This window comes from Acidovorax sp. SUPP1855, from assembly GCF_030158955.1.
In the GTDB taxonomy this organism is placed as follows: Bacteria; Pseudomonadota; Gammaproteobacteria; order Burkholderiales; family Burkholderiaceae_C; genus Paracidovorax.
The window spans coordinates 219,094-240,816 of record NZ_BQXI01000002.1; the positions used below are offsets into that span (position 1 = coordinate 219,094).

Annotated in this window: 22 protein-coding genes; 10 read left to right on the forward strand and 12 right to left on the reverse strand. The window is 65.3% G+C overall.

Translation table 11 applies throughout. The features are described from left to right. Positions 1-45: 45 nt before the first annotated feature. Complete coding sequence (gene purB / locus AVMA1855_RS02650) at positions 46-1,425, forward strand: adenylosuccinate lyase (RefSeq protein ID WP_272566529.1); 1,380 nt, start codon at positions 46-48, stop codon at positions 1,423-1,425. A gap of 86 nt (positions 1,426-1,511) precedes the next feature. Further along, complete coding sequence (locus AVMA1855_RS02655) at positions 1,512-2,072, forward strand: YaeQ family protein (protein ID WP_284406517.1); 561 nt, start codon at positions 1,512-1,514, stop codon at positions 2,070-2,072. 168 nt (positions 2,073-2,240) lie between these two features. Here the strand turns inward: AVMA1855_RS02655 and AVMA1855_RS02660 are convergent, their stop codons facing one another. Together AVMA1855_RS02660 and AVMA1855_RS02665 are read right to left on the reverse strand one after the other, a co-directional pair. After that, positions 2,241-2,549, reverse strand: a complete 309-nt coding sequence (locus AVMA1855_RS02660) for a putative signal transducing protein (RefSeq protein ID WP_284424492.1) — start codon at positions 2,547-2,549, stop codon at positions 2,241-2,243. A gap of 100 nt (positions 2,550-2,649) precedes the next feature. Further along, on the reverse strand, positions 2,650-3,087 hold the full coding sequence (locus AVMA1855_RS02665) for a DUF3717 domain-containing protein (protein WP_284424493.1): 438 nt from the start codon (positions 3,085-3,087) through the stop codon (positions 2,650-2,652). A 524-nt stretch (positions 3,088-3,611) separates the two neighbouring features. Between AVMA1855_RS02665 and AVMA1855_RS02670 the strand changes: the two genes are divergently transcribed. The 4 genes from AVMA1855_RS02670 to AVMA1855_RS02685 all read left to right on the forward strand — a co-directional run bounded on the left by AVMA1855_RS02670 (position 3,612) and on the right by AVMA1855_RS02685 (position 7,523). Next, positions 3,612-4,370: a TerC family protein gene (locus AVMA1855_RS02670; protein ID WP_272566526.1), complete on the forward strand. Its 759-nt coding sequence runs from the start codon at positions 3,612-3,614 to the stop codon at positions 4,368-4,370. A 125-nt stretch (positions 4,371-4,495) separates the two neighbouring features. Next, positions 4,496-4,972 carry a hypothetical protein gene (locus AVMA1855_RS02675; RefSeq protein ID WP_272566525.1) on the forward strand — a complete coding sequence of 159 codons (477 nt, stop codon included), beginning with the start codon at positions 4,496-4,498 and terminating at the stop codon, positions 4,970-4,972. A 253-nt stretch (positions 4,973-5,225) separates the two neighbouring features. Further along, positions 5,226-7,004: a hypothetical protein gene (locus tag AVMA1855_RS02680; RefSeq protein ID WP_284424494.1), complete on the forward strand. Its 1,779-nt coding sequence runs from the start codon at positions 5,226-5,228 to the stop codon at positions 7,002-7,004. Between the two features lie 162 nt (positions 7,005-7,166). After that, positions 7,167-7,523 (forward strand): phage holin family protein, encoded by a 357-nt coding sequence (locus AVMA1855_RS02685; RefSeq protein ID WP_272569868.1) that lies wholly within the window; start codon positions 7,167-7,169, stop codon positions 7,521-7,523. Here the strand turns inward: AVMA1855_RS02685 and AVMA1855_RS02690 are convergent. Next, on the reverse strand, positions 7,491-9,035 hold the full coding sequence (locus tag AVMA1855_RS02690) for a M48 family metalloprotease (RefSeq protein ID WP_284424495.1): 1,545 nt from the start codon (positions 9,033-9,035) through the stop codon (positions 7,491-7,493). The two genes, AVMA1855_RS02685 and AVMA1855_RS02690, sit on opposite strands and share 33 nt — an antisense overlap. Before the next feature lie 171 nt (positions 9,036-9,206). Between AVMA1855_RS02690 and moaC the strand changes: the two genes are divergently transcribed. After that, entirely contained in the window at positions 9,207-9,716 is a 510-nt protein-coding gene (moaC, locus tag AVMA1855_RS02695) for a cyclic pyranopterin monophosphate synthase MoaC (protein WP_284424496.1), read from the forward strand. Between the two features lie 18 nt (positions 9,717-9,734). Here moaC and AVMA1855_RS02700 read toward each other — a convergent pair whose 3' ends face one another. The 7 genes from AVMA1855_RS02700 to sucC form a co-directional block, all read right to left on the reverse strand. Next, positions 9,735-11,420 (reverse strand): PglL family O-oligosaccharyltransferase, encoded by a 1,686-nt coding sequence (locus tag AVMA1855_RS02700; protein WP_284424497.1) that lies wholly within the window; start codon positions 11,418-11,420, stop codon positions 9,735-9,737. A gap of 56 nt (positions 11,421-11,476) precedes the next feature. Further along, positions 11,477-11,983: a pilin gene (locus AVMA1855_RS02705; RefSeq protein WP_284424498.1), complete on the reverse strand. Its 507-nt coding sequence runs from the start codon at positions 11,981-11,983 to the stop codon at positions 11,477-11,479. Between the two features lie 257 nt (positions 11,984-12,240). After that, positions 12,241-12,903, reverse strand: coding sequence for an FHA domain-containing protein (locus tag AVMA1855_RS02710; protein ID WP_284424499.1), 663 nt, complete (start codon positions 12,901-12,903; stop codon positions 12,241-12,243). A gap of 53 nt (positions 12,904-12,956) precedes the next feature. After that, entirely contained in the window at positions 12,957-13,763 is an 807-nt protein-coding gene (locus AVMA1855_RS02715) for a Stp1/IreP family PP2C-type Ser/Thr phosphatase (RefSeq protein ID WP_284400620.1), read from the reverse strand. Positions 13,764-13,955: 192 nt separating this feature from the next. Continuing rightward, positions 13,956-14,648: a TerC family protein gene (locus AVMA1855_RS02720; RefSeq protein ID WP_284409780.1), complete on the reverse strand. Its 693-nt coding sequence runs from the start codon at positions 14,646-14,648 to the stop codon at positions 13,956-13,958. 127 nt (positions 14,649-14,775) lie between these two features. Continuing rightward, complete coding sequence (gene sucD, locus AVMA1855_RS02725; RefSeq protein WP_092742583.1) at positions 14,776-15,672, reverse strand: succinate--CoA ligase subunit alpha; 897 nt, start codon at positions 15,670-15,672, stop codon at positions 14,776-14,778. 15 nt (positions 15,673-15,687) lie between these two features. Then, positions 15,688-16,848, reverse strand: a complete 1,161-nt coding sequence (gene sucC / locus AVMA1855_RS02730; protein WP_272566514.1) for an ADP-forming succinate--CoA ligase subunit beta — start codon at positions 16,846-16,848, stop codon at positions 15,688-15,690. Between the two features lie 169 nt (positions 16,849-17,017). Here sucC and argC point away from each other — a divergent pair, with 169 nt between their 5' ends. After that, positions 17,018-17,950, forward strand: a complete 933-nt coding sequence (argC, locus tag AVMA1855_RS02735; protein WP_284424500.1) for an N-acetyl-gamma-glutamyl-phosphate reductase — start codon at positions 17,018-17,020, stop codon at positions 17,948-17,950. A gap of 53 nt (positions 17,951-18,003) precedes the next feature. On the opposite strand, the gene dprA is transcribed toward argC, so the two are convergent. Further along, complete coding sequence (dprA, locus tag AVMA1855_RS02740; protein ID WP_284424572.1) at positions 18,004-19,209, reverse strand: DNA-processing protein DprA; 1,206 nt, start codon at positions 19,207-19,209, stop codon at positions 18,004-18,006. Positions 19,210-19,278: 69 nt separating this feature from the next. Then, entirely contained in the window at positions 19,279-20,487 is a 1,209-nt protein-coding gene (locus AVMA1855_RS02745) for a LysM peptidoglycan-binding domain-containing protein (protein ID WP_284424501.1), read from the reverse strand. Positions 20,488-20,688: 201 nt separating this feature from the next. Here AVMA1855_RS02745 and def point away from each other — a divergent pair, with 201 nt between their 5' ends. Both def and AVMA1855_RS02755 read left to right on the forward strand, forming a co-directional pair. After that, entirely contained in the window at positions 20,689-21,198 is a 510-nt protein-coding gene (gene def / locus AVMA1855_RS02750) for a peptide deformylase (RefSeq protein WP_272566510.1), read from the forward strand. Continuing rightward, a complete protein-coding gene (locus AVMA1855_RS02755; RefSeq protein WP_284424502.1) occupies positions 21,195-21,710 on the forward strand; it encodes a hypothetical protein in 516 nt (171 codons plus the stop codon). Before def ends, AVMA1855_RS02755 begins: the two co-directional genes overlap by 4 nt. The last annotated feature ends 13 nt before the right edge of the window (positions 21,711-21,723 follow it).

The window sequence follows — 21,723 nt, forward strand, 5'->3', positions numbered from 1 at the left end:
TTGCCTTCGATAGCTTACAGGCAGCGCCACCTACAATCCCCGCCCATGAGCCTGTCCACCATCACCGCCCTCTCGCCCCTCGACGGCCGCTACGCCGCCAAACTCTCCGCCCTGCGCCCGATCATGAGCGAGCACGGCTACATGCACCGCCGGGTGCAGGTGGAAGTGGCCTGGTTCATCGCGCTGTCGGATGCAGGCTTCGCCGAGTTCAAGCCCCTGACCACCGGCGCGCGCGCCTACCTGCTGGGGCTGGTGAAGAATTTTTCCGAAACCGATTCGGCCGCCATCAAGGACATCGAGAAGACCACCAACCACGACGTGAAGGCCGTGGAATATTGGCTCAAGGGCAAGTTCGAAGCCCGCCCCGAGCTGGAGAAGGCGGCCGAGTTCGTGCACTTCGCCTGCACCAGCGAAGACATCAACAACACCAGCCACGCCCTTCAGCTGCGCTCCGGCCGCGACCAGGTCGTGCTGCCGGGCCTGGACCGCATCGTGCTCAAGCTGCGCGAGATGGCCCACATGTACGCCGCCGTGCCCATGCTGAGCCGCACGCACGGCCAGACCGCCAGCCCCACCACGGTGGGCAAGGAACTGGCCAACGTGGTCGTGCGGCTGCAGACCGCCTGCGAGCGCGTGGCCTCGGTCAAGATGCTGGGCAAGATGAACGGCGCCGTGGGCAACTACAACGCCCACCTGTCCGCCTGGCCCGACTTCGACTGGGAAGCCTTCAGCAAGCGCGTGGTGGAAACGCCCGAGCCCCTGGGCCTGGGCCTGACCTTCCAGCCCTACAGCATCCAGATCGAGCCGCACGACTACATGGCCGAACTGTTCGACGCCGTGGCGCGCGCCAACACCATCCTCATCGACCTGTCGCGTGACATCTGGGGCTATGTGAGCCTGGGCTACTTCAAGCAAAAGCTCAAGGCCGGCGAGATCGGCTCATCGACCATGCCGCACAAGGTCAACCCGATCGACTTCGAGAACGCCGAAGGCAACCTGGGCCTGGCCAACGCGCTGCTCAAGCACCTGTCCGAGAAGCTGCCCGTGAGCCGCTGGCAGCGCGACCTGACCGACAGCACCGTGCTGCGCAACATCGGCGTGGCCCTGGGCTACGCGGCCCTGGCGTACACCTCGCTCATGACCGGCCTGAACAAGCTGGAACTGAACGAAGAGGCGCTGTCGGACGACCTGAACGCCTCCTGGGAAGTGCTGGCCGAGCCGATCCAGACGGTGATGCGCCGCTTCGGCGTGCCGGGGGCCTACGAAAAGCTCAAGGAAGTCACCCGCGGCAAGACCGTGACGGCCGAGGCCCTGCACGGGCTGATCCGCAGCCTGGAGATTCCCGAGGCCGAGAAAGAGCGCCTGCTCGCCATGACGCCCGGCAGCTACATCGGCAAGGCCGCCGAGCTGGCGCGCCGCGTCTGACCGCCCACCGCCCGGGTTGAAGCCCTTTTGCCGGTCCGCGCCCCACCATCGGGCGCGGACTGCTATATTTTTGTGAGCACCAGCCCATGGCCATCAAGTCCACCATCTTCAAGGCGAACCTGCAGATCGCCGACATCGACAACAGTTACTACGCCGACCATTCGCTCACGCTGGCCCGCCACCCGAGCGAAACCGACGAACGCATGATGGTGCGGCTGGCGGCGCTGGCCCTCAACGCCCACCAGCTGCAGGCCGTGTGCCAGGGCGACGGCACCCTGGCCTTCGGCGCGGGGCTGTCCGACCCGGACGACCCGGACGTCTCCCTGACCGACTTCACCGGCCGCAAGCGCCTGTGGATCGAGGTCGGCCAGCCCGAGGACAAGCCGCTCACCAAGGCCTGCAGCAAGTCGGACGCCGTGATCGTGTATTGCTTCCACCATGCCGCCGAGGTGTGGTGGAAAGGCATCCAGACCAAGCTGTCGCGCCTGGACAAGCTGCAGGTGTGGCGCCTGCCCGCCGAGGCCTCGCAGGCCCTGGCCGCGCTCGCGGAGCGCAGCATGCAGCTGCAGGCCACGGTGCAGGAGGGCGCGCTCACCCTGAGCAGCAACCTGGGCAGCGTGCACGTGGAACCCCAGCGCTGGAAGTGACGCGGCCACGGGTTGTGCCGGGGTGCGCAGGGTTTGAAGCCTGATGGGCCTCCAGCGCATGATCGACCAGGGCATATTGCTATCAATAAATGAGCATCACAGCGTGCGACCGGCCACACGCCGCGCCGGCCCGCCCGCCCGCCCGATGGCATGCAGCGCTATCTGAACTCAAGCCGGCTGCGGCATCAGCGCGCCGCACTGCCAGCACTGCTCGAACCCGCCCTCCACCATTTCGCCGCACCGGCACAGCCAGCGGCGCTGGGGCAGGTTCTGCAACGCCTGCAGCAGTTGCCGCGCGCGGGCGGCGTGCTCGTCGTGCTCCAGCCAGATCTCGGGCAGGCACTGGTCGGGCGGCAGGTGCCCGGCGGCGGCCCCCAGGTATTGCCGCTGCACCGACGCCGGCATGACGCCCTCGCGCAGCAGGTCGGCCCACAGGGTGGCGATCACGATGTTGGGGGCCTGGGTCAGACGGAGCATGAACCCACCATAGCCGCTGTCCCGCGGCCCGTAAAGGGCGGGAAAGCCATGGAGCCGCCCATCCCCCCGCACCGGGGGCCGCAACGCCCCATGACGCCGTTCAGGCAGGCGCCTTGGCCTCGGCCGGGGTGCTGCCTTCCGCCGCGCGCTCGGCGTAGCGGTTGAAGCGCCACGCCGAGCTTTCCAGCGTGATGCGGCGCCACACGGTGCGCTTTTCGACCGGCGTCATCGCCAGCCAGTGCTGCACCTCAGCGAAGCTGCGGCCGCAGCCCTTGCACTGCTCGTCGCCCTGGCTGGTGGAGCAGATGGCGATGCACGGGGTGTCAGGCGTGGTGTCGTACCAGGCGCGCCAGGCCGCCATGGCCGCGGGGGGAAAGCCCGCCTCGTCCGCTTCGTCCTCGTGCCAGTACACCATCAGCGCGTAGACCTCGGCCAGCGCCACCAGCGCGGGCGCCAGCGTCACGCCGTCGGGCGACGGCGACCGGGCGCGCCAATGGTTGATGGCGGCTTCGATGTCGGTGATGTGCAGGACGGCCATGGGTGTGCGAAAGGGGGCCGCGATCATACCGCTGCCCGGGTGCGCTCCCGCGGCGCCTGCGGGCGTTCGAACCGCACCGCAAAACACTCACGAATTGATAGCAACAAAGGCAATCAAAACGCCGGCATGGGGCCTGTTTGGCTCAAAACCGTCCCGCCGCGCGAGAGACGTTCGCTTGCACGGCCGCTCGCCCCTGTGTTCCAATGCCGGCTTCGAAGGGGAGTAGCTCCCAACCCAGCAGACACCGGCAGGCACACCGCCCGGGCGGCTGGGCTTGTCGGTCCTGTCGTCAGTACGAAGCGCAAGCTTCCGGCAGGCCGGGTCCATCCATGCAAGGCATGGCGGACCGAGCGAGACCTTTGATGGGCCCTGCGCGGGCTGATCAAGGCCGTCCCTATCGAACAACGCTCCGCGCAACGCGGGCGTGCCTCAGGTCACCTCCGCAGTCAGCCCCCGTTCCCGGAGGGGCCCGGCGCTACAGGGGTAGCGGGTTCCTCCTCCCGGCCATTGCTTTTGAGGAATTTATGGACTTCTTGACTTCACCCGAGTTCTGGGTCGCGTTGGGGCAGATCATCATCATCGACATCCTGCTGGGTGGCGACAATGCGGTCGTCATCGCGCTGGCTTGCCGCAAGCTGCCACCCGCCCAACGAACCAAGGGCATCATCTGGGGCACCGCGGGCGCCATCATCCTGCGCGTCATCCTGATCGCGTTCGCCATGACGCTGCTGGCGCTGCCGTTCCTCAAGTTCGTGGGCGCGCTGCTGCTGGTGTGGATCGGTATCAAACTGCTGGCACCCGACGAGGACGGCCATGGCGACGTGGCAGGCAGCGACAAGCTGTTCGCGGCCATCAAGACCATCATCGTGGCCGACCTGGTGATGAGCGTGGACAACGTGATCGCCATCGCCGGCGCCGCCCAGAATGCCGGCGAGCACTCGATGCTGCTCGTGGTCCTGGGCCTGCTGATCTCGATCCCGATCATCGTCTGGGGCAGCCAGCTGGTCATCAAGCTCATGGAGCGATTCCCCATCATCATCACCATCGGCGGCATGCTGCTGGGCTGGATCGCCGGCGGCATGCTGGTCACCGACCCGATCTTCGTCAACACCGAGCGCTGGAGCTGGGCACCGAAGCTGGGCACGCTCGACGCGCAAGGCCTGGCCGTGATCTCCGACACCCTGTACTGGGCCGCGCACATCGCCGGCGCCCTGCTGGTGCTGGTGGTCGGCAAGGTCATCGTCTCGCGCCGCGCCGCAGCGGCTCCGGCCGCCCACGGCTGAGCGGGCAGGCCTTGACACCGAACGGTGGGCAAAACGGCACGGGCGCCGCCAGGCGTCCGGCCATTTCGCCCAGCCCTCTTCTCCCCATTGCTAACGGCACCCCTGCCAGGTCACAAGGAAGCCTCATGAACAAAGTCATCGTGTACGTGGACGACGCCGAGCAGGCCCGGCAGGTCCTGGCGCCCCTGTCCCACCGCGCCTCGGCCGAGAAAACGGAATGGGTGCTGGTGGCCTGCGCGCCGCGCATGACCCACCGCATCAGCAAGTGGGTCAGCCACAGCGCCCGCGAGAACTGGCGCACCAAGTGGGCCGACAAGCTGTTCGGCCAGATCGTTCCCTGGCTGCAGGCCGAAGGGGTGCAGGCCAGCACCGTGCTGGCCAAGGGCCCGCTGGCCGATCTGCTTACCCAGCTGCAGGCCGAACACGGCGCCGTGCCCGTGATCGACGCACGCCGCCCCAAGCAGGACGAAATGGCCGCACCGGCGCCCGTCCAGGCGGTGGCCGCCCCCGTCAACATCACGCGCAAGCCATCGCCGCGCCGCTGGTCCCTGCCGGGCACGCTGGCCGGCCTGGGCGCGATGTTCATGTTCGTGGCGGAGTGATCCTCCCCCACGGCCTTGCTGCCCAGCAGTTACGCGCAAGGGCCTGTCCTGCACACATGACGTAGTTGTGCTGGCTGACGACCTGTTGCGTCCGGTGCGTCGCGGAGGTTCCGGGTACCCGCGACAACCGGGGATCTTGCTGCAGCGAGGCACTTCGTGAAAGGAGACTGGACTTCGCGATCCCTCGGTTATTTTTGGCACGGCTACGCGATGGTGGAGGTTTTTTCACTCACCTCCATTCTCAAGATTACCCATGCAGATTGCTCCCTTGGTCTCCACCTCCGTCGCCTCTACCTCTTCCGTGCCCGAGCAGCCGGCGAGTCAGCCTTCATCGCGTCCCGGCTCGCCCCGTCCGTCCACCATGGAGTCCGGACCTCCGATTCGGCCCAAAGGTCAGTCGCTGCCCTCCACGAACAGCCTGGGCCCTCGCATTGAAGCGGATCGGCTTGCCGATCTGCAATCCGACAGCCGTCCCGGCCCGTCTTATCAGGGCACTGTTCGCGTGGAGGGGAATCAGCTCACGTCCAAAAACCCGGTGACCCAGAAACTGCTGGAGTCCCTGGCGATCGATCCTGCCGAAGTGCCCGGCCTGAAATTCATGGCCCTGGCTGGCAAGGAGCCGACGCTATCGCTTCGCCTGGGCGCCAACGGTGGAAACACATTGGACAGCCTCAAGGCGGCGCTTGGCGAAGACCTCAGCGCCCCGATGGAACACGCCACCATCCCGCTGCTACTCGGCGTGATTGCTCGCGGTGAGCAGGCGATCGGCGATGACCTTCGCGGCCGGATCATCCCGCTGCTGCGGGAGGCACGTCCGAGGATGGAATCGTCTTTGCCCGCACTGAAATCCTTGATCGAGGACCGGCTTGCCGCACGGCCGGACCTGTCGCTGAAGATGGCTGCCACAGGACTGCTGCAGCTTGCTACGGCCAAGAGCATCGACCTCAAGCTGCTTGGCTCGAGCCTGGCCGTCAGCTCTGGGCTGGGCTCGCTGTGGGAGCTCGTGGCGGCACCAAAGGCCAAGCTCGCGCTGCTGGGTTCTGGCTTCGCATCCGTGGCGCGGGGCCTGCCGGCGTCCGTGATCGACGCGGCGCCCATGGTCGCGATCGAGGCGGCGGACACGATGACGGTCAAGAAGCGCATGGCCAATGACCGTGGCGATCCCTTCCCATTCATGCAAAAGCTCGGCGAGGCGCTCACTGCCGGGGTCGTGTCGGCCATCGGCGCGTTGCCGAACAACTTGCTCGAGTACAACGCCGCTCGTCTACCGAGAGCTGTCGCTGCGCTGATCGGCGTGGGGACGACCGAGGTCGCCATCCTCTCGGCGGCGGCGGGCGTGCCTGGAGAGATTGCTGAGATCCGTGAGTCGGTCAAGGAGGCCGTCGAGCACGCGGTCCACAGCGGCGTGATGAAGCTGCCCGAGGGCGTCGCACAAGACGAAGCCATCCATCTGGCCACCGAACTGGCACTCAAGATGGAACCCAGTACGGTGATCGGCAAGAAGTCGATGGGCGTCGCACTCGCGGTGGGGCTCGTGCCCTTCCTCCTCGGTGGCATGGTCACCGGTGCGCTTCCAGAAGCGGCGCTGCGCATCCTGCGCAGCACCGCTTTTGCACCGATCGAGATGATTGGCATGAATGTCATTGCCGCCATCTCTCAGACCGGCGTCCCGGGTATCGTGTCCAGCGATCACCAGCGCTTCGCGAATGTGATCGGGGACTTGCTCCAACACTCTGCTGCAAACATCGGTGACCTCGAGAGCGGAGCGGGTGAGACGAGCGGCCTGCAACCGACCATCGACGAGGAGGCCATCGTCGCGAGGCTCGCGCCTCACAACGAATTGCTGCGTCACGTCGGAGGCGCGGCCCTCACCGCCATGGCGGGGGTGCTCGACAGCGTGGGCTTCGTCGGACAGGTCGCTGCCTCAAGCGCCTCGTCTGCCATGAGTTCGCTGACGCGTCCATTCCGGGCGGTCTCCCAGGAAAGCCAGGCCAGGGAACCGTTGCTAACGTCATCCGCAACGCATGGCTGAAGCGGGGAACAGGCTGACGGACAGCAAGCCTCACCCGAAGACCCCACGAAGCCATCGCTTCGCTGATGCCTGAACGCAGCGGTTGAGCGCATTCGCGGGCCGGGGAACAGACCAGCGAATCCGCCGAGCCATGGCATGCGGGTGCTATGCTCCCGCGCCATGATGAAACTCATCCTCAAGTGGTTGCTCAGCGCTGCCGCGCTGCTGTTCGTGGCCTACGTGTACAGCGGCGTGGAGGTGAAAAGCTTCACCAGCGCGCTCATTGCCGCCTTCGTCATCGGCTTGTTCAATGTCGTGCTGCGGCCCGTGCTGGTGGTGCTGACGCTGCCGGTCACCGTCCTCACCATCGGGCTGTTTCTCTTCGTCATCAACGCGCTCATGTTCTGGGCCGCCGCCACGGTGCTGGGCGACGGCTTCCAGGTGCGGGGCTTCGCGGCGGCGCTGATCGGCTCGCTGATCTATTCGGTGCTGGGCGTGCTCATCGAATCAGCGCTCGGCGGCCTGTTCCTTAAGAAGTGAATCGACGGCCCGCAGGCGCGTCTCGATGATCGACGCGTCGATGTAGTCGGCCGCATCGCCCCCCCGGCTGCCGCTCTTGCGCGCCAGGTCCTGGCCCGCCTTGAACCGGTCCACCGCCGCCTGGTAGTCGTAGCGCGCCGCATGCGCCTCGGCCTCGGCCCGCACCGCGCGCAGCGGGTGGTTCTGCTGCTGCCACACCGCCGCCAGCATATGCCACGCGGTGGCATCGTGCGGATGCGTCGCCACCCGCGTCTGCAGCGGGCCGGTCATTTCCTGGGCATTGCCCTTGCGCAGCAGGGCCTGCGTGCGCAGCAGCATCTCCGGCCGCCCCGTCGGCGCAGCGGACTGGACTGCAGGGTTCGCTGAAGAAGCCAGGGTCGCCTGCGCTGGCAACTGCAGCAATGCGGCGTGGAAGTCCCCGGCCGCGAATTCGATTTCCGCACTGAGCAATCTCGCCTGCCGCAGCGCCGGCGCATCGCCGCGCACCGCCTCCGTCAAGCCCCGCAGTGCGGTGCGCGCCGCCGGCACGTCCTGCAGCTGGCTGGCGCTCAGCGCCGCCGCGTACCAGGCCGCCACCCGGCGGGGCAACGGCTGGGCGGCGAAACCGGTGCCCAGCGGCTCGGTCGTCCACTGCCGCCAGACATCCACGCCCGGACGGGACAGCACGCGGGCGCGCGCGGCCATCATCGCGTGTTCCAGCGTGGGCGTGGCCGGTGCGGCGGCGGCGCCCCCTGGCGGCAACCGCGAATGCATGTCGGCAATGCGCTGCGTGGTCAGCGGGTGGCTGCGCAAATAGGGCCAACTGCCGTTGTCGTTGATGCGGTTGGCCTGCTGCAGCTTGTCGAACATGGCCACGAACCCCTGCGGCGCAAAGCCGGCCGGCGCCATCAGCCCATAGCCGATGCGGTCGGCCTCGCGCTCCATGTCGCGCGAGAAGTTGAGCTGGTTCTGCACCGCCACCGCCTGCCCGCCGATCATCAGCGCCTGGGCCGCATTGGGGCTCTTGCTGGCGGCCAGTGCACCCAGCACCAGGGCCCCGAGCATCAACGGCGTCTGCCGGTTCTGCTGCGTGATCAGGCGCGAGATGTGGCGCTGCGTGACGTGGCTCAGTTCGTGCGCGAGCACCGACGCCAGCTCGTCGCGCGTGGACACCACGCCGATCAATCCCAGGTGCACACCGAAATAGCCGCCCGGCAGCGCGAAGGCATTCACCGTGCGGTCCCGGCCCAGCAGGATTTCCCACGCGAAGCGCTCGTCCAGTTCGGGGGAGAGTTCCCCGCGCTCGCGCGCCGCTTTCACCAGGGGTTGGAAGATGCTGTCCACGTACTCGTTGAGCACGGCGTCGTCGATGTAATCCGGATCGCGGTACAGCTCGCGGATGATGCGGTCGCCGAGCTGGCGCTCCTGGGCGGTGGTGAGGTCGGAGCTGTCGCCGAGGGTGGGCAGGCTCGCTTGCGCATGCACGGCGGTCGTGCCGCACACACCGCTCAGGATGAAAAGGGAAGCGGCCACCGCCTGACGCACAAGCACCAGAGGCCGTTTTCGATCAAATGGCACGCAAAGTCTCCTGCACTGATTCGGCCACGCCACCCCGGCCCTGGCCGCTACACATGACCGTATGATGCCCTGGCCCCCGAATGTTCCCTGCCAGCGAATGACCCGCGTGCAATCCCCAGTACTTGTATGAGCGACACCCCCACTCCCTCCAGCCTGACCCATTTCGACGCCCTGGGACAGGCCCACATGGTCGATGTGGGCGCCAAGCCGGCCACGCACCGCGTTGCCGTCGCCACCGGCCGCATCGAGATGCAGGCGGAAACGCTCGCGCTCATCGGGTCCACGTCCACCAAGAAAGGGGACGTTCTAGGCGTGGCGCGGATCGCCGGCATCATGGCCGCCAAGAAGACCAGCGATCTGATCCCGCTGTGCCATCCGCTGGCCCTCACACGCGTTGCGCTGGAATTCGAGCTGCGCACTAATGAAAGCGCCGTGCTGTGCACGGCGACAGTAGAGACAGTGGGCGCAACCGGAGTGGAGATGGAGGCCCTCACTGCCGTCCAGGTGGCGCTCCTGACCATCTACGACATGTGCAAAGCGGCAGACAAGGATATGGTCATCGGGGGCGTCCGCCTACTGGAAAAGCGCGGCGGGAAGTCAGGCAGTTTCTTCGCGCCCGCCTCTCCATTCCGCTGAGTCCCGCGCCCGCAGGGGTCAAGGTGTCAGTGCCCCAGCGCGGCTTAAAGGGCAGGCCGCCTGCAGGGACCATTTTTCGATCTGCTCTTCTGCCTTGAAGACACCGAACCGCCCAAACATTACTTGATAGACCTTCCATTGCTCCGCCGCTTCCTGGCAGCGGTCCTTTCGGACCAAGGCAAGGTAATAGTGAAGGTGGGTGGAAAGCCATGGAAACCGCTCTGACAGCCGGCGTGCCAACTCCGGGGATTTGCCCGCATCAGAGGCCTGGGCGTCATTGCGCTGGCTTGCAATAAGTTCGCCATATTGAGTCAACAACTTGGGAGGCGAATGGTATGTATGGCGTTGTTCGGCACTGGTGATGAATTGATTTTCCACGCGCAATGCCCGGTAATCTTCTTCAATTTTTTGATACTCCACGGCGATGAATCCGCAAACCGCCAGGACAGCCAAAACCATTCCTTGGTAGATTCTTTTGGCACTCGTTGAAAACTCTTTTGCCCAGCCAATTTCCGCTTCCAGTGCGCCAGCGAAGAAACCTACCGCCAGAGAAAAATAGAGATAGGCGTATGGATACTCCAGCATGCTGTGCACCGCGATGGGCAAAATGATTGCCACACAGCACAGAGAATTCGCGCTGATTTTCTTGCCCAGCGCATCCACTGCCGTTCGTGCGCACCAGACTCCACCAGCAACGATCAGCAATCCTCCGAGCGGTATGCCGAACCACAGCAGCAGATCCAGCAGGAGGTTATGGGCATGGTCGATATTCAAGATCGACGAAAAAACAGAAGCAGCCGCAAAATGGCTCGCGCCCAAACGCAGCCAGCCAAAACCTAGCCAAGGTTCCTGCTGAAGCGACCACAGCATCTGCTTCCAAATTTCCAAGCGCCCGGTGGGATTCAACCCTATCCCCGTTCTCAGTGCCGTCCCGCCAAACCAGGGCGCAATACGGTCCAGATGGATGTAGACGAGCAGGAACACGAGAAAACAGGGCAGCAACCACCAAAGGGTTTTTGAAAGCCCTGCGCGCCGGCCAAAAACTATCAGCAGCAAGCACAGGAGAGCCAGGCTAAGGGCACCCGTACGGGACTCCGACACTGCCAACGCGCAGCACAGCAAAAGCGCTATCCCTACCAGCACCATACGGTTCACGGAACCTCGACCGTCCAGATAGACCAAGACAGCAATAGCCATGACCAGCAACGTCGCCAAATGGTTGGGCTGCCCGAAGTTGGCATAGGCGCGGCCCCCGCTTTCCAGCATCCAGAGGCCCAGGTTGGCACCGGACCATTGCGCCAGACCAATCACCGCACTGATCACAGCCGCAACGAGAATGACCAGACACCATGAGCGGACCGAGTAGGTCAGGTCATGGTGGAGACTTGTGGAAGCAGCCTGCGCGCCCTGTTGAGCGGCCATTCCAAAAAGTACAGCGAAGAGTAGCCCTGCAGCCATGTCGTCCCGCGACAAGCCATGCATCGGGGCCTGCAGAAGAATGCAGATCACCCAGAGGAGCATAAGTATCGCAATGCGCGGCGGAAATACCAGCAGATGCTTCCACGGCATCAAAAGAAATATTCCGACCACCATGAAGAACTCATGGTGGTAGGTGGTCCAGGGAGGAACTTGATCGGGGGCAATCCAGGCCAGTAACAGGCCCGCATGCCCCAAAATCACCCGCAGCGACTTCAAGGAAGACATCACGTAAAAAGAAAAACCTCCCCGAAGGGAGGTTTCTCATCGAATCAATTCGTTGATTACTTGCACGAGCCAGGCGCGTACTTCGCCATGTCGCCCGAGGAGGTGCAGCGCCATTCAGAAATCTGCACGCCGCGGTGCGTAGCATTGGTCGAGGGAACCAAGGCCGTAGTGCTGTTGAGGTAAGGGGTCAGGGTCAAGGTACCGGTAGGCGCGTTCGTGGTGATACCAAGAGCGGTGAAGTTAGGCGTCACCGTGATCACGCCATCGGCCGTGGTCGTGATGCTCTGGACCATTTTGGTCGGGCCAGAACCAGCGGCGTTGGCGGTATTCGCTTCGCAACCCCAAGCATTGGTCGTCGAAGGAACAAAGTCAGAACGCATCGTTTGCACGGCTTCGCTGATGGTCGTGCGGCATTGCGAAGCAGCCAACACCACTTCAGCAGCACGTGCCTTGATGGTGTAGTCCTTGTAGGCCGGCAGGGCCACAGCAGCCAGAATACCGATAATCGCCACCACGATCATCAATTCAATCAGGGTGAAACCCTTTTGCAGATTGCGCTTCATAAATCTCTCCTAGGAGGTCGATTGCAAATAAAAACCTGCAGAAGAATTCTCCAGGTCCGCCATCAACTCAGCAGGTTCCATGCCAACGCGGCCCATCCGCCAAAACAGAGAAACCTCAGGGGAACAAAGCAGGTAACCCCATCTGAATCGCTCCATCCCTGGCACTTGTGACAAATTTGTCCACCACCCCTGTCACAAGCAGATGCGTGAGTTACGAATCTCGGCGCATCTCAAGCCGACTGATACCAACCAATCGATCAGCCCTGTACGAACTCCATCTCCGTCCCTGCCAGCGCCAAGCGGTCCCCGCTCTTCAGCAGTACCGGCTCATCGGCCATCACGGCCCCATTCAATTGAGGCCGCTGCGCGCCTTCCACGTGCGACAGCACAAATCCATGGTGCCGCTTGGTGATCGACGCAACCGCCACACCCGGCTTGCCGATGGTGGTCACCACCTTGACCAGCGCCACCTCGCGCCCTGCAGCCGCCCCTGAGCAGACCCGGATCGACGCGCTCAAGACCGGAGCAGGAGTCGACCCGGCGGCGGACAGCGGGGCGGAACGGGAGGTCAATGGCCGCGGCGGCACCATGCCGGGCTTGAACACCATGGTCTTTTCGAAGTTTTCGCCCTCGTTTTCCTGCATGAAGCGGATCTTGTACTTGCCCACTTCCACCGTGTCCCCGTTGCGCAGCGGCTGGCGCTTGACGGGCTGTCCATTCACGTAGGTGCCGTTGGTGCTGCCGAGGTCCTCGATCTCCACCTCGTCGGGCGAGACATGGAGCACGGCGTGTTCGCCACTGACGGCCAGGTTGTCGATGACGATGTCGTTATAGGGGCGGCGGCCGAGGGTCGTACGCTCCTTCGTCAATTGGACTTCCTTGATGACGACTCCGTCGATCGACACGATCATTTTCGGCATGATCAATTCCTCATTCTTTCATTGCGATGGTCGGCCAGGTGGCTGATTCAACTTCAATCGGCACGCAAAAATCGCGACATCAAGCCGCGCTTCCTCTCAATGGATCCCGCCTGCACCAGCAGCACGCTGATGTTGTCGCGGCCGCCCCGGGCATTGGCGGCTTCGATCAGATGGGCGGCTTTATCCTCCAGGGGTTCCTGTACCAGGGCCAGCGCTTGAATCTGATCGTCTTCGACCATGTCGGTCAAGCCATCCGAGCACATCACGAACAGATCCTGCGGCTCCACGGGAAACTCATTGATTTCGACCAGTACAGCACTTTCCACGCCAAGGGCCCGGGTGACCAGGTTGCGCTGGCCCGATATCGCCGCTTCCTGGGGCGTGAGGATGCCGGCATCCACCTGTTCCTGAAGCCAGGAGTGGTCGCGCGTGATCTGCCTGAGCACGCCGCCGCGCAGGCAATAGCACCGTGAATCGCCGATGTGCCCGAGGATCAGGCGATCGCCCAGAAAAACGCCGACCACCACCGTGGTACCCATCCCCGAATACTGCGGATGGGAGAGCGACGCATCGAAGATGGCGTGGTTGGTGCGCTCCACGCAGTCTTCCAGCGCTCGGCGCACTTCCGTCGACGCGGCACGGGGGCCGGCTTGCGCCAGCCACTGGGTCATTTCGTCGTGAATGAGGCTGGTGGCCATGCCGCTTGCGATTTCGCCCGCGTTGTACCCGCCCATGCCATCGGCGAGCACCGCCAGCTGCGCGCTGGCGTCCGCGATCACGGCGTCTTCATTGTTCGAGCGCACCCGGCCTTGGTCGGTGCGGGCGCAAAACTGATAGTTCAGCTTGATTCCCAAGGTCATGCTTCACCCGGCGCAGGGAGAAGCAAAGCTGCGCCAGCGGTGTGCGCAGTCCCTGTTGCAGTTTTTTGAAAATCCCCCATGTCGTGCCCTGTTGCGTCGCGTTCCGCATCATAGACGACGGACCCGCCGCCGAGAGGGCCTCGGGGTCGGCCGACCCCAAGTTTTCATCAGGCTAACGGGGGCACAACCGCATCAACCGGCCGCCGCCGAGTTTTGCTGCGCCCGTGACTGCAGGAATTTCCCGGCGCCCACCACGAACAGGGCGCCCAGAGCGGCTGCCACATAGTGCAAGGAAGGATGGGCCAGGACGACATCGTGCAGCGATGCATCGCTGGCGATGGTTTCGCCACCCACCCAGCCGATCAGGCCAGCGCCGAACAGGACGATGATGGGAAAGCGCTCCATGAGCTTGATCATGAGCGTGCTGCCAAAAATGACGAGCGGAATGCTGATGGCCAGGCCGAGGATCAACAGGACCATGTTGCCGTGGGCCGCGGCGGCCACGGCGATCACGTTGTCCAGGCTCATCACCAGGTCGGCGATCAGGATGGTGCGGACGGCCGCCATGAGCCCGCCGCCGGACTGGGAGCCTTCGCCGTCCTCGTCGCTGTCGGTCATCAGCTGCAGGCCGATCCACAGCAGCAGGCAGCCGCCGATGATCTGCAGGAACGACAGCTCGAGCAGCTTGGCGGCCACCACGGTCAGCACGATGCGCAGCACCACGGCGGCGCCGGAGCCCCAGAAAATGGCTTTCTTCTGCTGGTGCGGGGGAAGCGAGCGCGCGGCCAGTGCGATGACCACGGCGTTGTCGCCGGACAGGATGATGTTGATCCAGACGATCTTGACGAGGCCGATCCAGAAGTCGGCCGTGTGCAGGAATTCCATGCGAGGTATCTCCGTGTTATGAATGAAAGAGGCGCCCGAAACCAGGGTTTCGGGCGCCTCTTCTTTTATGGGAGAGCGCAGTTTATCGGGGCTGCAAACCCCTTTCGTCCGTAGTTTTGCTTACGGATTACTTCAGCTGCGCCTTGAGCAGCTTGCCGAGCTCGGAAGGATTACGGGTGATGATGAAACCCGACTCTTCCATGATGGCGAGCTTGGCATCGGCCGTGTCGGCACCGCCGGAGATCAGCGCGCCCGCGTGGCCCATGCGCTTGCCGGGAGGGGCGGTCACGCCGGCGATGAAGCCCACGATCGGCTTCTTCATGTTGGCCTTGCACCATTGGGCGGCTTCCGCTTCGTCCGGGCCACCGATTTCGCCGATCATGATGACGGCATCGGTGTCGGGATCGTCGTTGAAAGCCTTCATCACGTCGATGTGCTTGAGGCCGTTGATGGGGTCGCCACCAATGCCCACGGCGCTCGACTGGCCCAGACCCACTTCCGTCAGCATGGCCACGGCTTCGTACGTCAGCGTGCCGGAACGGCTCACCACGCCGATGCGGCCCTTGCGGTGGATGTGGCCGGGCATGATGCCGATCTTGATTTCGTCAGGCGTGATCAGGCCGGGGCAGTTGGGGCCCAGCAGCAGCGTCTTCTTGCCGCCGGCGGCTTCCTTGGCCTTCATCTTGTTGCGCACTTCGAGCATGTCGCGCACCGGAATGCCTTCGGTGATGCAGATGGCCAGGTCCAGATCGGCTTCCACGGCTTCCCAGATGGCAGCGGCGGCGCCTGCGGGCGGCACGTAGATCACCGACACGGTGGCGCCGGTCTGCGATGCGGCTTCCTTGACGGAGGCGTAGATCGGAATGTTGAAGATCGACTCGCCGGCCTTCTTCGGGTTCACGCCCGCCACGAAGGCGTTCTTGCCGTTCGCGTATTCCTGGCACTTTTCCGTGTGGAACTGGCCGGTCTTGCCCGTGATGCCCTGGGTGATGACCTTGGTGTCTTTGTTGATGTAGATCGACATGTGTGTTCTCCGGGCTTACTTGACGGCAGCAACGATCTTGGTCGCAGCTTCGGCCATGGTGTCTGCGGCGATGATGGGCAGGCCGGATTCGGCCAGCATCTTCTTGCCCAGCTCTTCGTTGGTGCCCTTCATGCGCACGACCAGCGGCACGTTCAGGTTCACGGCCTTGCAGGCGGTGATGACGCCGGTGGCGATGGTGTCGCACTTCATGATGCCGCCGAAGATGTTGACCAGAATGCCTTCGACCTTGGGGTTCTTCAGCATGATCTTGAAGGCTTCGGTGACCTTCTCGGGGGTGGCACCGCCGCCCACGTCCAGGAAGTTGGCCGGCTCGCCGCCGAACAGCTTGATGGTGTCCATGGTGGCCATGGCCAGGCCGGCACCGTTCACCAGGCAGCCGATGTTGCCGTCCAGGCTGATGTAGGCCAGGTCGAACTTGGAGGCTTCCACTTCGGCCGGATCTTCTTCGTCCAGATCGCGGTAGGCCACGATTTCAGGATGGCGGAACAGCGCGTTGGCGTCGAAGTTGAACTTGGCGTCCAGCGCCATCAGGTTGCCCTTGGAATCGCAGTTCAGCGGGTTGATTTCCACCAGCGAAGCGTCCGTCTCCATGTAGCACTTGTAGATCTTGGCGAAGATGTCCACGGCCTGGTCGATGGAAGCGCCGGTCAGGCCGATGGCTGCAGCCACCTTCTTGCTCTGCTCGGCGGTGATGCCGGTCAGGGGATCGATCATCTCGGTGATGATCTTCTCGGGCGTGGAGTGCGCCACTTCCTCGATGTCCATGCCGCCTTCGCTGGAAGCGATCAAGGCCACCTTCTGCGTGCCGCGGTCGGTCACCAGCGAGACATACAGTTCGTTCTTGATGTCGGCGCCGTCTTCGATGTACAGGCGGCGGACCTTCTGGCCTTCGGGGCCGGTCTGGTGCGTCTTGAGCTGCATGCCCAGGATTTCGCCCGAGATGCGCTTGACATCGTCGATGGTCTTGGCGACCTTCACGCCGCCGCCCTTGCCACGGCCACCGGCGTGGATCTGGGCCTTGACCACCCACACGGGGCCGCCGAGCTTCTGGGCAGCCTCCACGGCTTCCTGCACCGTGAAAGCAGGGATGCCGCGCGGAACGGGCACACCAAAATTGCGCAAGATTTCCTTGCCTTGGTATTCGTGAATCTTCATGAGGTCTCTCTCAGGGAAGGATGTTGGTAACCCGTTTGCCATGAGCAGATGTCTGGCCGCGGGCGGGTGACATGGCAACCGGCGACTGTATCATGCTGCGATGCACCATCCCTTGCGGATGTCACGTACCACGGCGGGCCGCCAAGGCCATCTTTTGCAGGAGCATTCCATGTCCAAAGTCTTCATCGACGGCGAAGCCGGCACCACGGGCCTGCAGATCCGCGAGCGCCTGCAGGCGATGCCGCAGGTGCAGGTGGTCAGCATCGCGCCCGAGCGGCGCAAGGACCCGGCCGCCAAGCGCGAACTGATCGCCGGCGTGGACCTGGTGATCCTGTGCCTGCACGACGATGCCGCCCGCGAGACCGTGGCCATGGTGGACGAGATCGAGAAGGCCGGCGGCCGCCGCATCAAGGTGATCGACGCCAGCACGGCGCACCGCACGGTGGCGGGCTGGGTGTTCGGCTTTCCCGAACTGGCCGCGGGCCAGAGCGATGCCGTGGCATCGGCCACGCGGGTGGCCAACCCCGGGTGCTATGCCACCGGCGCGATCGCGCTGCTGCGCCCGCTGGTGGAGACCGGCCTGATGCCGGTCGATTTCCCGCTGGCTCTGCCTTCGGTGAGCGGTTACTCGGGCGGAGGCCGCACGATGATCGAGGCATACGAGCAAAACGCCGCCCCAGCCTTCGAGCTGTATGCCCTGGGCCTGTCGCACAAGCACCTGCCCGAGATCATGAAGTACACCGGCCTGACCCGCCGGCCGATCTTCTTGCCGGCCGTGGGCAACTTCCAGCAAGGCATGCTGGTGCAGTTGCCGCTGCACCTGGACCTGCTGCCCGGCGCGCCCAAGGCAGCCGACCTGCACGACGCCCTGGTCGCGCACTACGCCAAGAGCAACACGCCGGACCAGTGGGTCAAGGTGCTGCCGCCAACGGACGACGGCAAGCTCGACGCCCTGGCGCTCAACGACACCAACCAGCTCGAACTGCGCGTGTTCGCCAATGAAAACTACCGCCACGCGGTGCTGGTGGCCCGCCTGGACAATCTCGGCAAGGGTGCCAGCGGCGCGGCGGTGCAGAACCTGAAGCTGATGCTGGGCATTTGATGGGCCGAGGCGGCTGATGGATGGGGCGGCGCTGCGATGCCGTGCGCCCCGCCTCAGGCCCGCCCCATGCGCTGAAAGAGCCCGCCGGGCAGGCGGGCCACCTGCCCGTCCAGTTCCAGTTCGAGCAAGGCGACCTGCAGCGACGCGGCATCCATGCCGGTGCGCGCCACCAGCGCATCGAGGCCGGTCGGGTCGAACCCCAGCGCCTGCAGCAGTGCCGCGTGTTCTCCCACCGGCAACGCCTCGCTGATGTCATCATCGCCATCTCCCTCGCTGCGCGGCAAGGGCGCCTGCGATGCGGGCGCGGCCCGCGGTGCCTCGGAGGGCGCCAAGCGCAATTCTTCCAGCACGTCCTGCGCGGACTCGACCAGTTTGGCCCCTTGCCGGATCAGCGCATGGCAGCCCCGTGACTGCGGCGCATGGATGGAGCCGGGAATGGCGAACACCTCCCGCCCCTGCTCGGCGGCCAGCCGGGCAGTGATCAGCGAGCCCGAGGCCAGCGCCGCCTCCACCACCAGCGTGCCTTGCGACAGCCCCGCGATGATGCGGTTGCGCTTGGGGAAATTGCCTGCCAGCGGCGGCGTGCCCAGCGGGTATTCGCTCACCAGCACGCCGTTTTGCGCGATGCGGTGGGCGAGGTCCAGGTTCTTGCGCGGGTAGACGCGGTCCAGCCCGGTGCCCACCACCGCGAGGGTCGCGGGCAGATCGTCGGCACCGTCCACCCCGCCGTCCAGCGCCCCTTCGTGCGCCGCGGCATCCACGCCCAGCGCCAAGCCGGAGACGATGCACAAACGGGCGCTGCGCAGCGCCTGCGCGAACTGCCGTGCATGGTCGGCGCCCTGTGCCGTGGGATTGCGGCTGCCCACGATGGCGATGCAGCGCTCGGTCGTCCAGGGTGTCGTCTGCACCAGGAACCGCGGTGCCCCCAGGAGGTAGAGCATGAGGGGCGGGTCTTCGGTGGCCAGCAGGCCCGGCGGATAGGCCGGATCGCCCAGCGTGACGATCTGGCGGGCGGGCTGGCCCGGCGCCGCACCGTTCAGCCACTGCCAGGTGGTCTCGACCAGCGCCTCAAGTGTGGGCGGCACGGTGCCGAGGGCCCGCGCCTGGGCGGGCGTGGCACAGGCCCGCAGCGCCGCTGGCGATGCGGTGAACACGTTCTGCGGCAGGCCGAACGCGGCCAGCAGCCGGCGCGCGGCCCCATTGCCGACGCCGGGCGTGAGCGCCAGCCGCAGCCAGGCGGCCAATTCGTCCCGATCCATGGAGGTCAAAGCAGGCATCCCGAGGCCAAGGGGCGCCCGCCAAGGCGCCCCTGGAGAGGGCCGCAGGGCTTACTGCGGATTGACGAGGCGGTCGCCGACCCGCACGCCCTGCTGCACCTGCAGCAGCAGCACGTAGGAGACGCGATCGAAAGTGCGGAACACCATGCCCACGCCGTTGGCCTCGCTCGGCAGCTTGATCATGGCCTTGTTCTCGTCGGTCTTGTCCTTGATGCGCTCGCCCTTGGTGAGCAGGGTGAGGACATGGCCGGCCTCGATGCCGTCGCGGGTGCCGCGGTTGATGGCGATCACCTGGTTCTGCGCGGCGTAGGCCACGGCCGAACTGCCGTACAGCGACACGACGCGCGCATCCACCGGGGCCTGCGGCGCACGCGGCGTGTAGCTGGCGTAGCCGCGGGCGGGGGCGGGCAGCAGGCGGTCGCCGGCGCGCATTTCTTCCTTGGCGCTGCTCAGGTCCACGGTGGCGGGCACCACGTCGAGCGTGACTTCGCCCTTGGGATCGCGCGTTTCCTCGGTGGTCTCGCCGCGCACCAGTTCGGCCTTGCCGACGTACTGGGCTTCGTAGCCCAGGATCTCGCCGGACTCGGGGTCCTTCATGGGGATGGCGTTGCGGAACATGCGGTACTGGCGCGGCACGCCGGGCCCCAGGCGCAGCGGATTGCCGGTGGCGCCGCGCACGTAGGCCCGGTCGCCGCTGGCCATGAGCACGCGTTCATCGACCGTGGCGACGATGCGCGGGGCCTGCTGCAGCGTGAGTTCGTCCACCACCAGCGGCTCGACGAGGAAGGGCTCGATCAGATGGGGCTGCAGGGTGGGCAGCGCGGTGCCTGCCAGGCTGTCGGTGCGGGTGCGGGGCGAGACGCGCACCGTGTCATTGGGCACCTGGCCCGACGGGCTGGTGCGCAGGCGGGCATAGCCGTCCACCTTTTCCAGGTACAGCGTCTGGCCGGGGAAGATGAGGTGCGGATTGGGGATGGCCTGCAGGTTCATGCCCCAGAGTTCGGGCCAGCGCCAGGCGCGCTGCAGGTACATGCCCGAGATGCCCCAGAGGGTGTCGCCGCGCTTGACCACATAGGTGTCCGGCGCGTTGGCGGCCAGTTCCGACATCGGCACGCCCCGGGAGGCCACCTGCTGGGCGGTGGCCCGCTGATCGGTGGTGACAGGGTAGTTCTGGGCATGCGCGGGGCCGGTCAGCAGGGCTGCGGCCAGAAAAGCCAGCGCTCCCAGCGCCGTGGGCCGCAAGCCTGTGGATGCCGTCATGTTGTTCCTCTTGTCATGCATTGCGAAACGCCCCTCGCTGGCGCCAGCGCGTGTTTGTCGGTTACAAAACCCGCCGGTTGATACGTTACAAATCTTCTCGGATTCTCAGCCCAAGCCCTTGATTGGGCAACGATTATTGCGGCGGCCGGCGGCCGTCCCCGTCAAAAGTGGCGAAAATAGCGACATCTTTCCGGGTTCGCCATGGCCATTCTTCCTATTCTCTGTTACCCCGATCCCCGCCTGCACACGGTGGCCAAGCCGGTCCAGGCCGTGGACGACCGCGTGCGCGCCCTGCTGGACGACATGGCCGCCACGATGTACGACGCCAACGGCATCGGCCTGGCGGCCACGCAGGTGGACGTGCACGAGCGCATTGTGGTCATCGACGTCTCCGAGGACCACGACCAGCCCCAGGTCTTCATCAATCCCGAGATCCTCTGGGCCAGCGAGGAAAAGACCGTGGGCGAGGAAGGCTGCCTGTCGGTCCCCGGCATCTACGACGGCGTGGCGCGCTCCACCGCGGTCCACGTGCGGGCGCTGGACGCCCAGGGCCAGTCCCGCGTGGTCGAGGCCGAGGGCCTGCTGGCGGTGTGCATCCAGCACGAGATGGACCACCTGCTGGGCAAGGTGTTCGTCGAGTACCTCTCTCCCCTCAAACGCAACCGCATCAAGACCAAGATGCTCAAGCAGCAACGTGAGGCACGATCATGATCGCCTGGCGCTCCCTTTCCTTTTCCTCCCTGGCGCGCGGCATGGCCGCCATCGGCTTGGCGGCCGTGCTCACCGCGTGCGCGTCGCCCGACTTCGTCAAGCCCGGCGCCTCGCGCGCCGAGGTGCTGCAGAACCTGGGCCCGCCGGTGTCCGTCACGCCGTTGCCCGGTGGCGGCGAGCGGCTGCTGTACACCACCCAGCCCGCGGGCCGGCAGGTGTACCACATGGACTTCGATGCCGGCGGCCGGCTCGTGCGAACGGACCAGGTGCTGACCTTCAACAACCTGGCCGGCATCCCGGCCGGCTGGACGGTGGACGACGTGCGCCGCACCTTCGGCCCGCCGATGCGCGTGGAGCAGGTGGCGCGCTTCGACGGCGACATCTGGACCTACCGCTTCCGCGACGACCTGGGCACCCGGCGCTTCGGCCATGTGCACATCGACCCGCGCGGCGTGGTGGTGAATGTGATGTTCACGGACGAGCCCGATCCCCGCGATCTGCTGGGATTCTGACGCCGCGACCGCC

What these genes read in the sequence shown, in the direction of transcription:
- AVMA1855_RS02700 (WP_284424497.1), bottom strand. Translation starts at nt 11,420, where the DNA reads ATGTCTTCCTTGAAGTCGCTGCGGGTGATTTTGGGGCATGCGGGCCTG.
- AVMA1855_RS02710 (WP_284424499.1), bottom strand. Translation starts at nt 12,903, where the DNA reads ATGCCGAAAATGATCGTGTCGATCGACGGAGTCGTCATCAAGGAAGTC.
- AVMA1855_RS02655 (WP_284406517.1), top strand. Translation starts at nt 1,512, where the DNA reads ATGGCCATCAAGTCCACCATCTTCAAGGCGAACCTGCAGATCGCCGAC.
- moaC (WP_284424496.1), top strand. Translation starts at nt 9,207, where the DNA reads ATGAGCGACACCCCCACTCCCTCCAGCCTGACCCATTTCGACGCCCTG.
- dprA (WP_284424572.1), bottom strand. Translation starts at nt 19,209, where the DNA reads ATGGATCGGGACGAATTGGCCGCCTGGCTGCGGCTGGCGCTCACGCCC.
- def (WP_272566510.1), top strand. Translation starts at nt 20,689, where the DNA reads ATGGCCATTCTTCCTATTCTCTGTTACCCCGATCCCCGCCTGCACACG.
- AVMA1855_RS02665 (WP_284424493.1), bottom strand. Translation starts at nt 3,087, where the DNA reads ATGGCCGTCCTGCACATCACCGACATCGAAGCCGCCATCAACCATTGG.
- sucD (WP_092742583.1), bottom strand. Translation starts at nt 15,672, where the DNA reads ATGTCGATCTACATCAACAAAGACACCAAGGTCATCACCCAGGGCATC.
- AVMA1855_RS02670 (WP_272566526.1), top strand. Translation starts at nt 3,612, where the DNA reads ATGGACTTCTTGACTTCACCCGAGTTCTGGGTCGCGTTGGGGCAGATC.
- purB (WP_272566529.1), top strand. Translation starts at nt 46, where the DNA reads ATGAGCCTGTCCACCATCACCGCCCTCTCGCCCCTCGACGGCCGCTAC.
- AVMA1855_RS02660 (WP_284424492.1), bottom strand. Translation starts at nt 2,549, where the DNA reads ATGCTCCGTCTGACCCAGGCCCCCAACATCGTGATCGCCACCCTGTGG.
- AVMA1855_RS02680 (WP_284424494.1), top strand. Translation starts at nt 5,226, where the DNA reads ATGCAGATTGCTCCCTTGGTCTCCACCTCCGTCGCCTCTACCTCTTCC.
- AVMA1855_RS02745 (WP_284424501.1), bottom strand. Translation starts at nt 20,487, where the DNA reads ATGACGGCATCCACAGGCTTGCGGCCCACGGCGCTGGGAGCGCTGGCT.
- AVMA1855_RS02720 (WP_284409780.1), bottom strand. Translation starts at nt 14,648, where the DNA reads ATGGAATTCCTGCACACGGCCGACTTCTGGATCGGCCTCGTCAAGATC.
- AVMA1855_RS02685 (WP_272569868.1), top strand. Translation starts at nt 7,167, where the DNA reads ATGAAACTCATCCTCAAGTGGTTGCTCAGCGCTGCCGCGCTGCTGTTC.
- AVMA1855_RS02705 (WP_284424498.1), bottom strand. Translation starts at nt 11,983, where the DNA reads ATGAAGCGCAATCTGCAAAAGGGTTTCACCCTGATTGAATTGATGATC.
- argC (WP_284424500.1), top strand. Translation starts at nt 17,018, where the DNA reads ATGTCCAAAGTCTTCATCGACGGCGAAGCCGGCACCACGGGCCTGCAG.
- AVMA1855_RS02755 (WP_284424502.1), top strand. Translation starts at nt 21,195, where the DNA reads ATGATCGCCTGGCGCTCCCTTTCCTTTTCCTCCCTGGCGCGCGGCATG.
- AVMA1855_RS02675 (WP_272566525.1), top strand. Translation starts at nt 4,496, where the DNA reads ATGAACAAAGTCATCGTGTACGTGGACGACGCCGAGCAGGCCCGGCAG.
- AVMA1855_RS02715 (WP_284400620.1), bottom strand. Translation starts at nt 13,763, where the DNA reads ATGACCTTGGGAATCAAGCTGAACTATCAGTTTTGCGCCCGCACCGAC.
- sucC (WP_272566514.1), bottom strand. Translation starts at nt 16,848, where the DNA reads ATGAAGATTCACGAATACCAAGGCAAGGAAATCTTGCGCAATTTTGGT.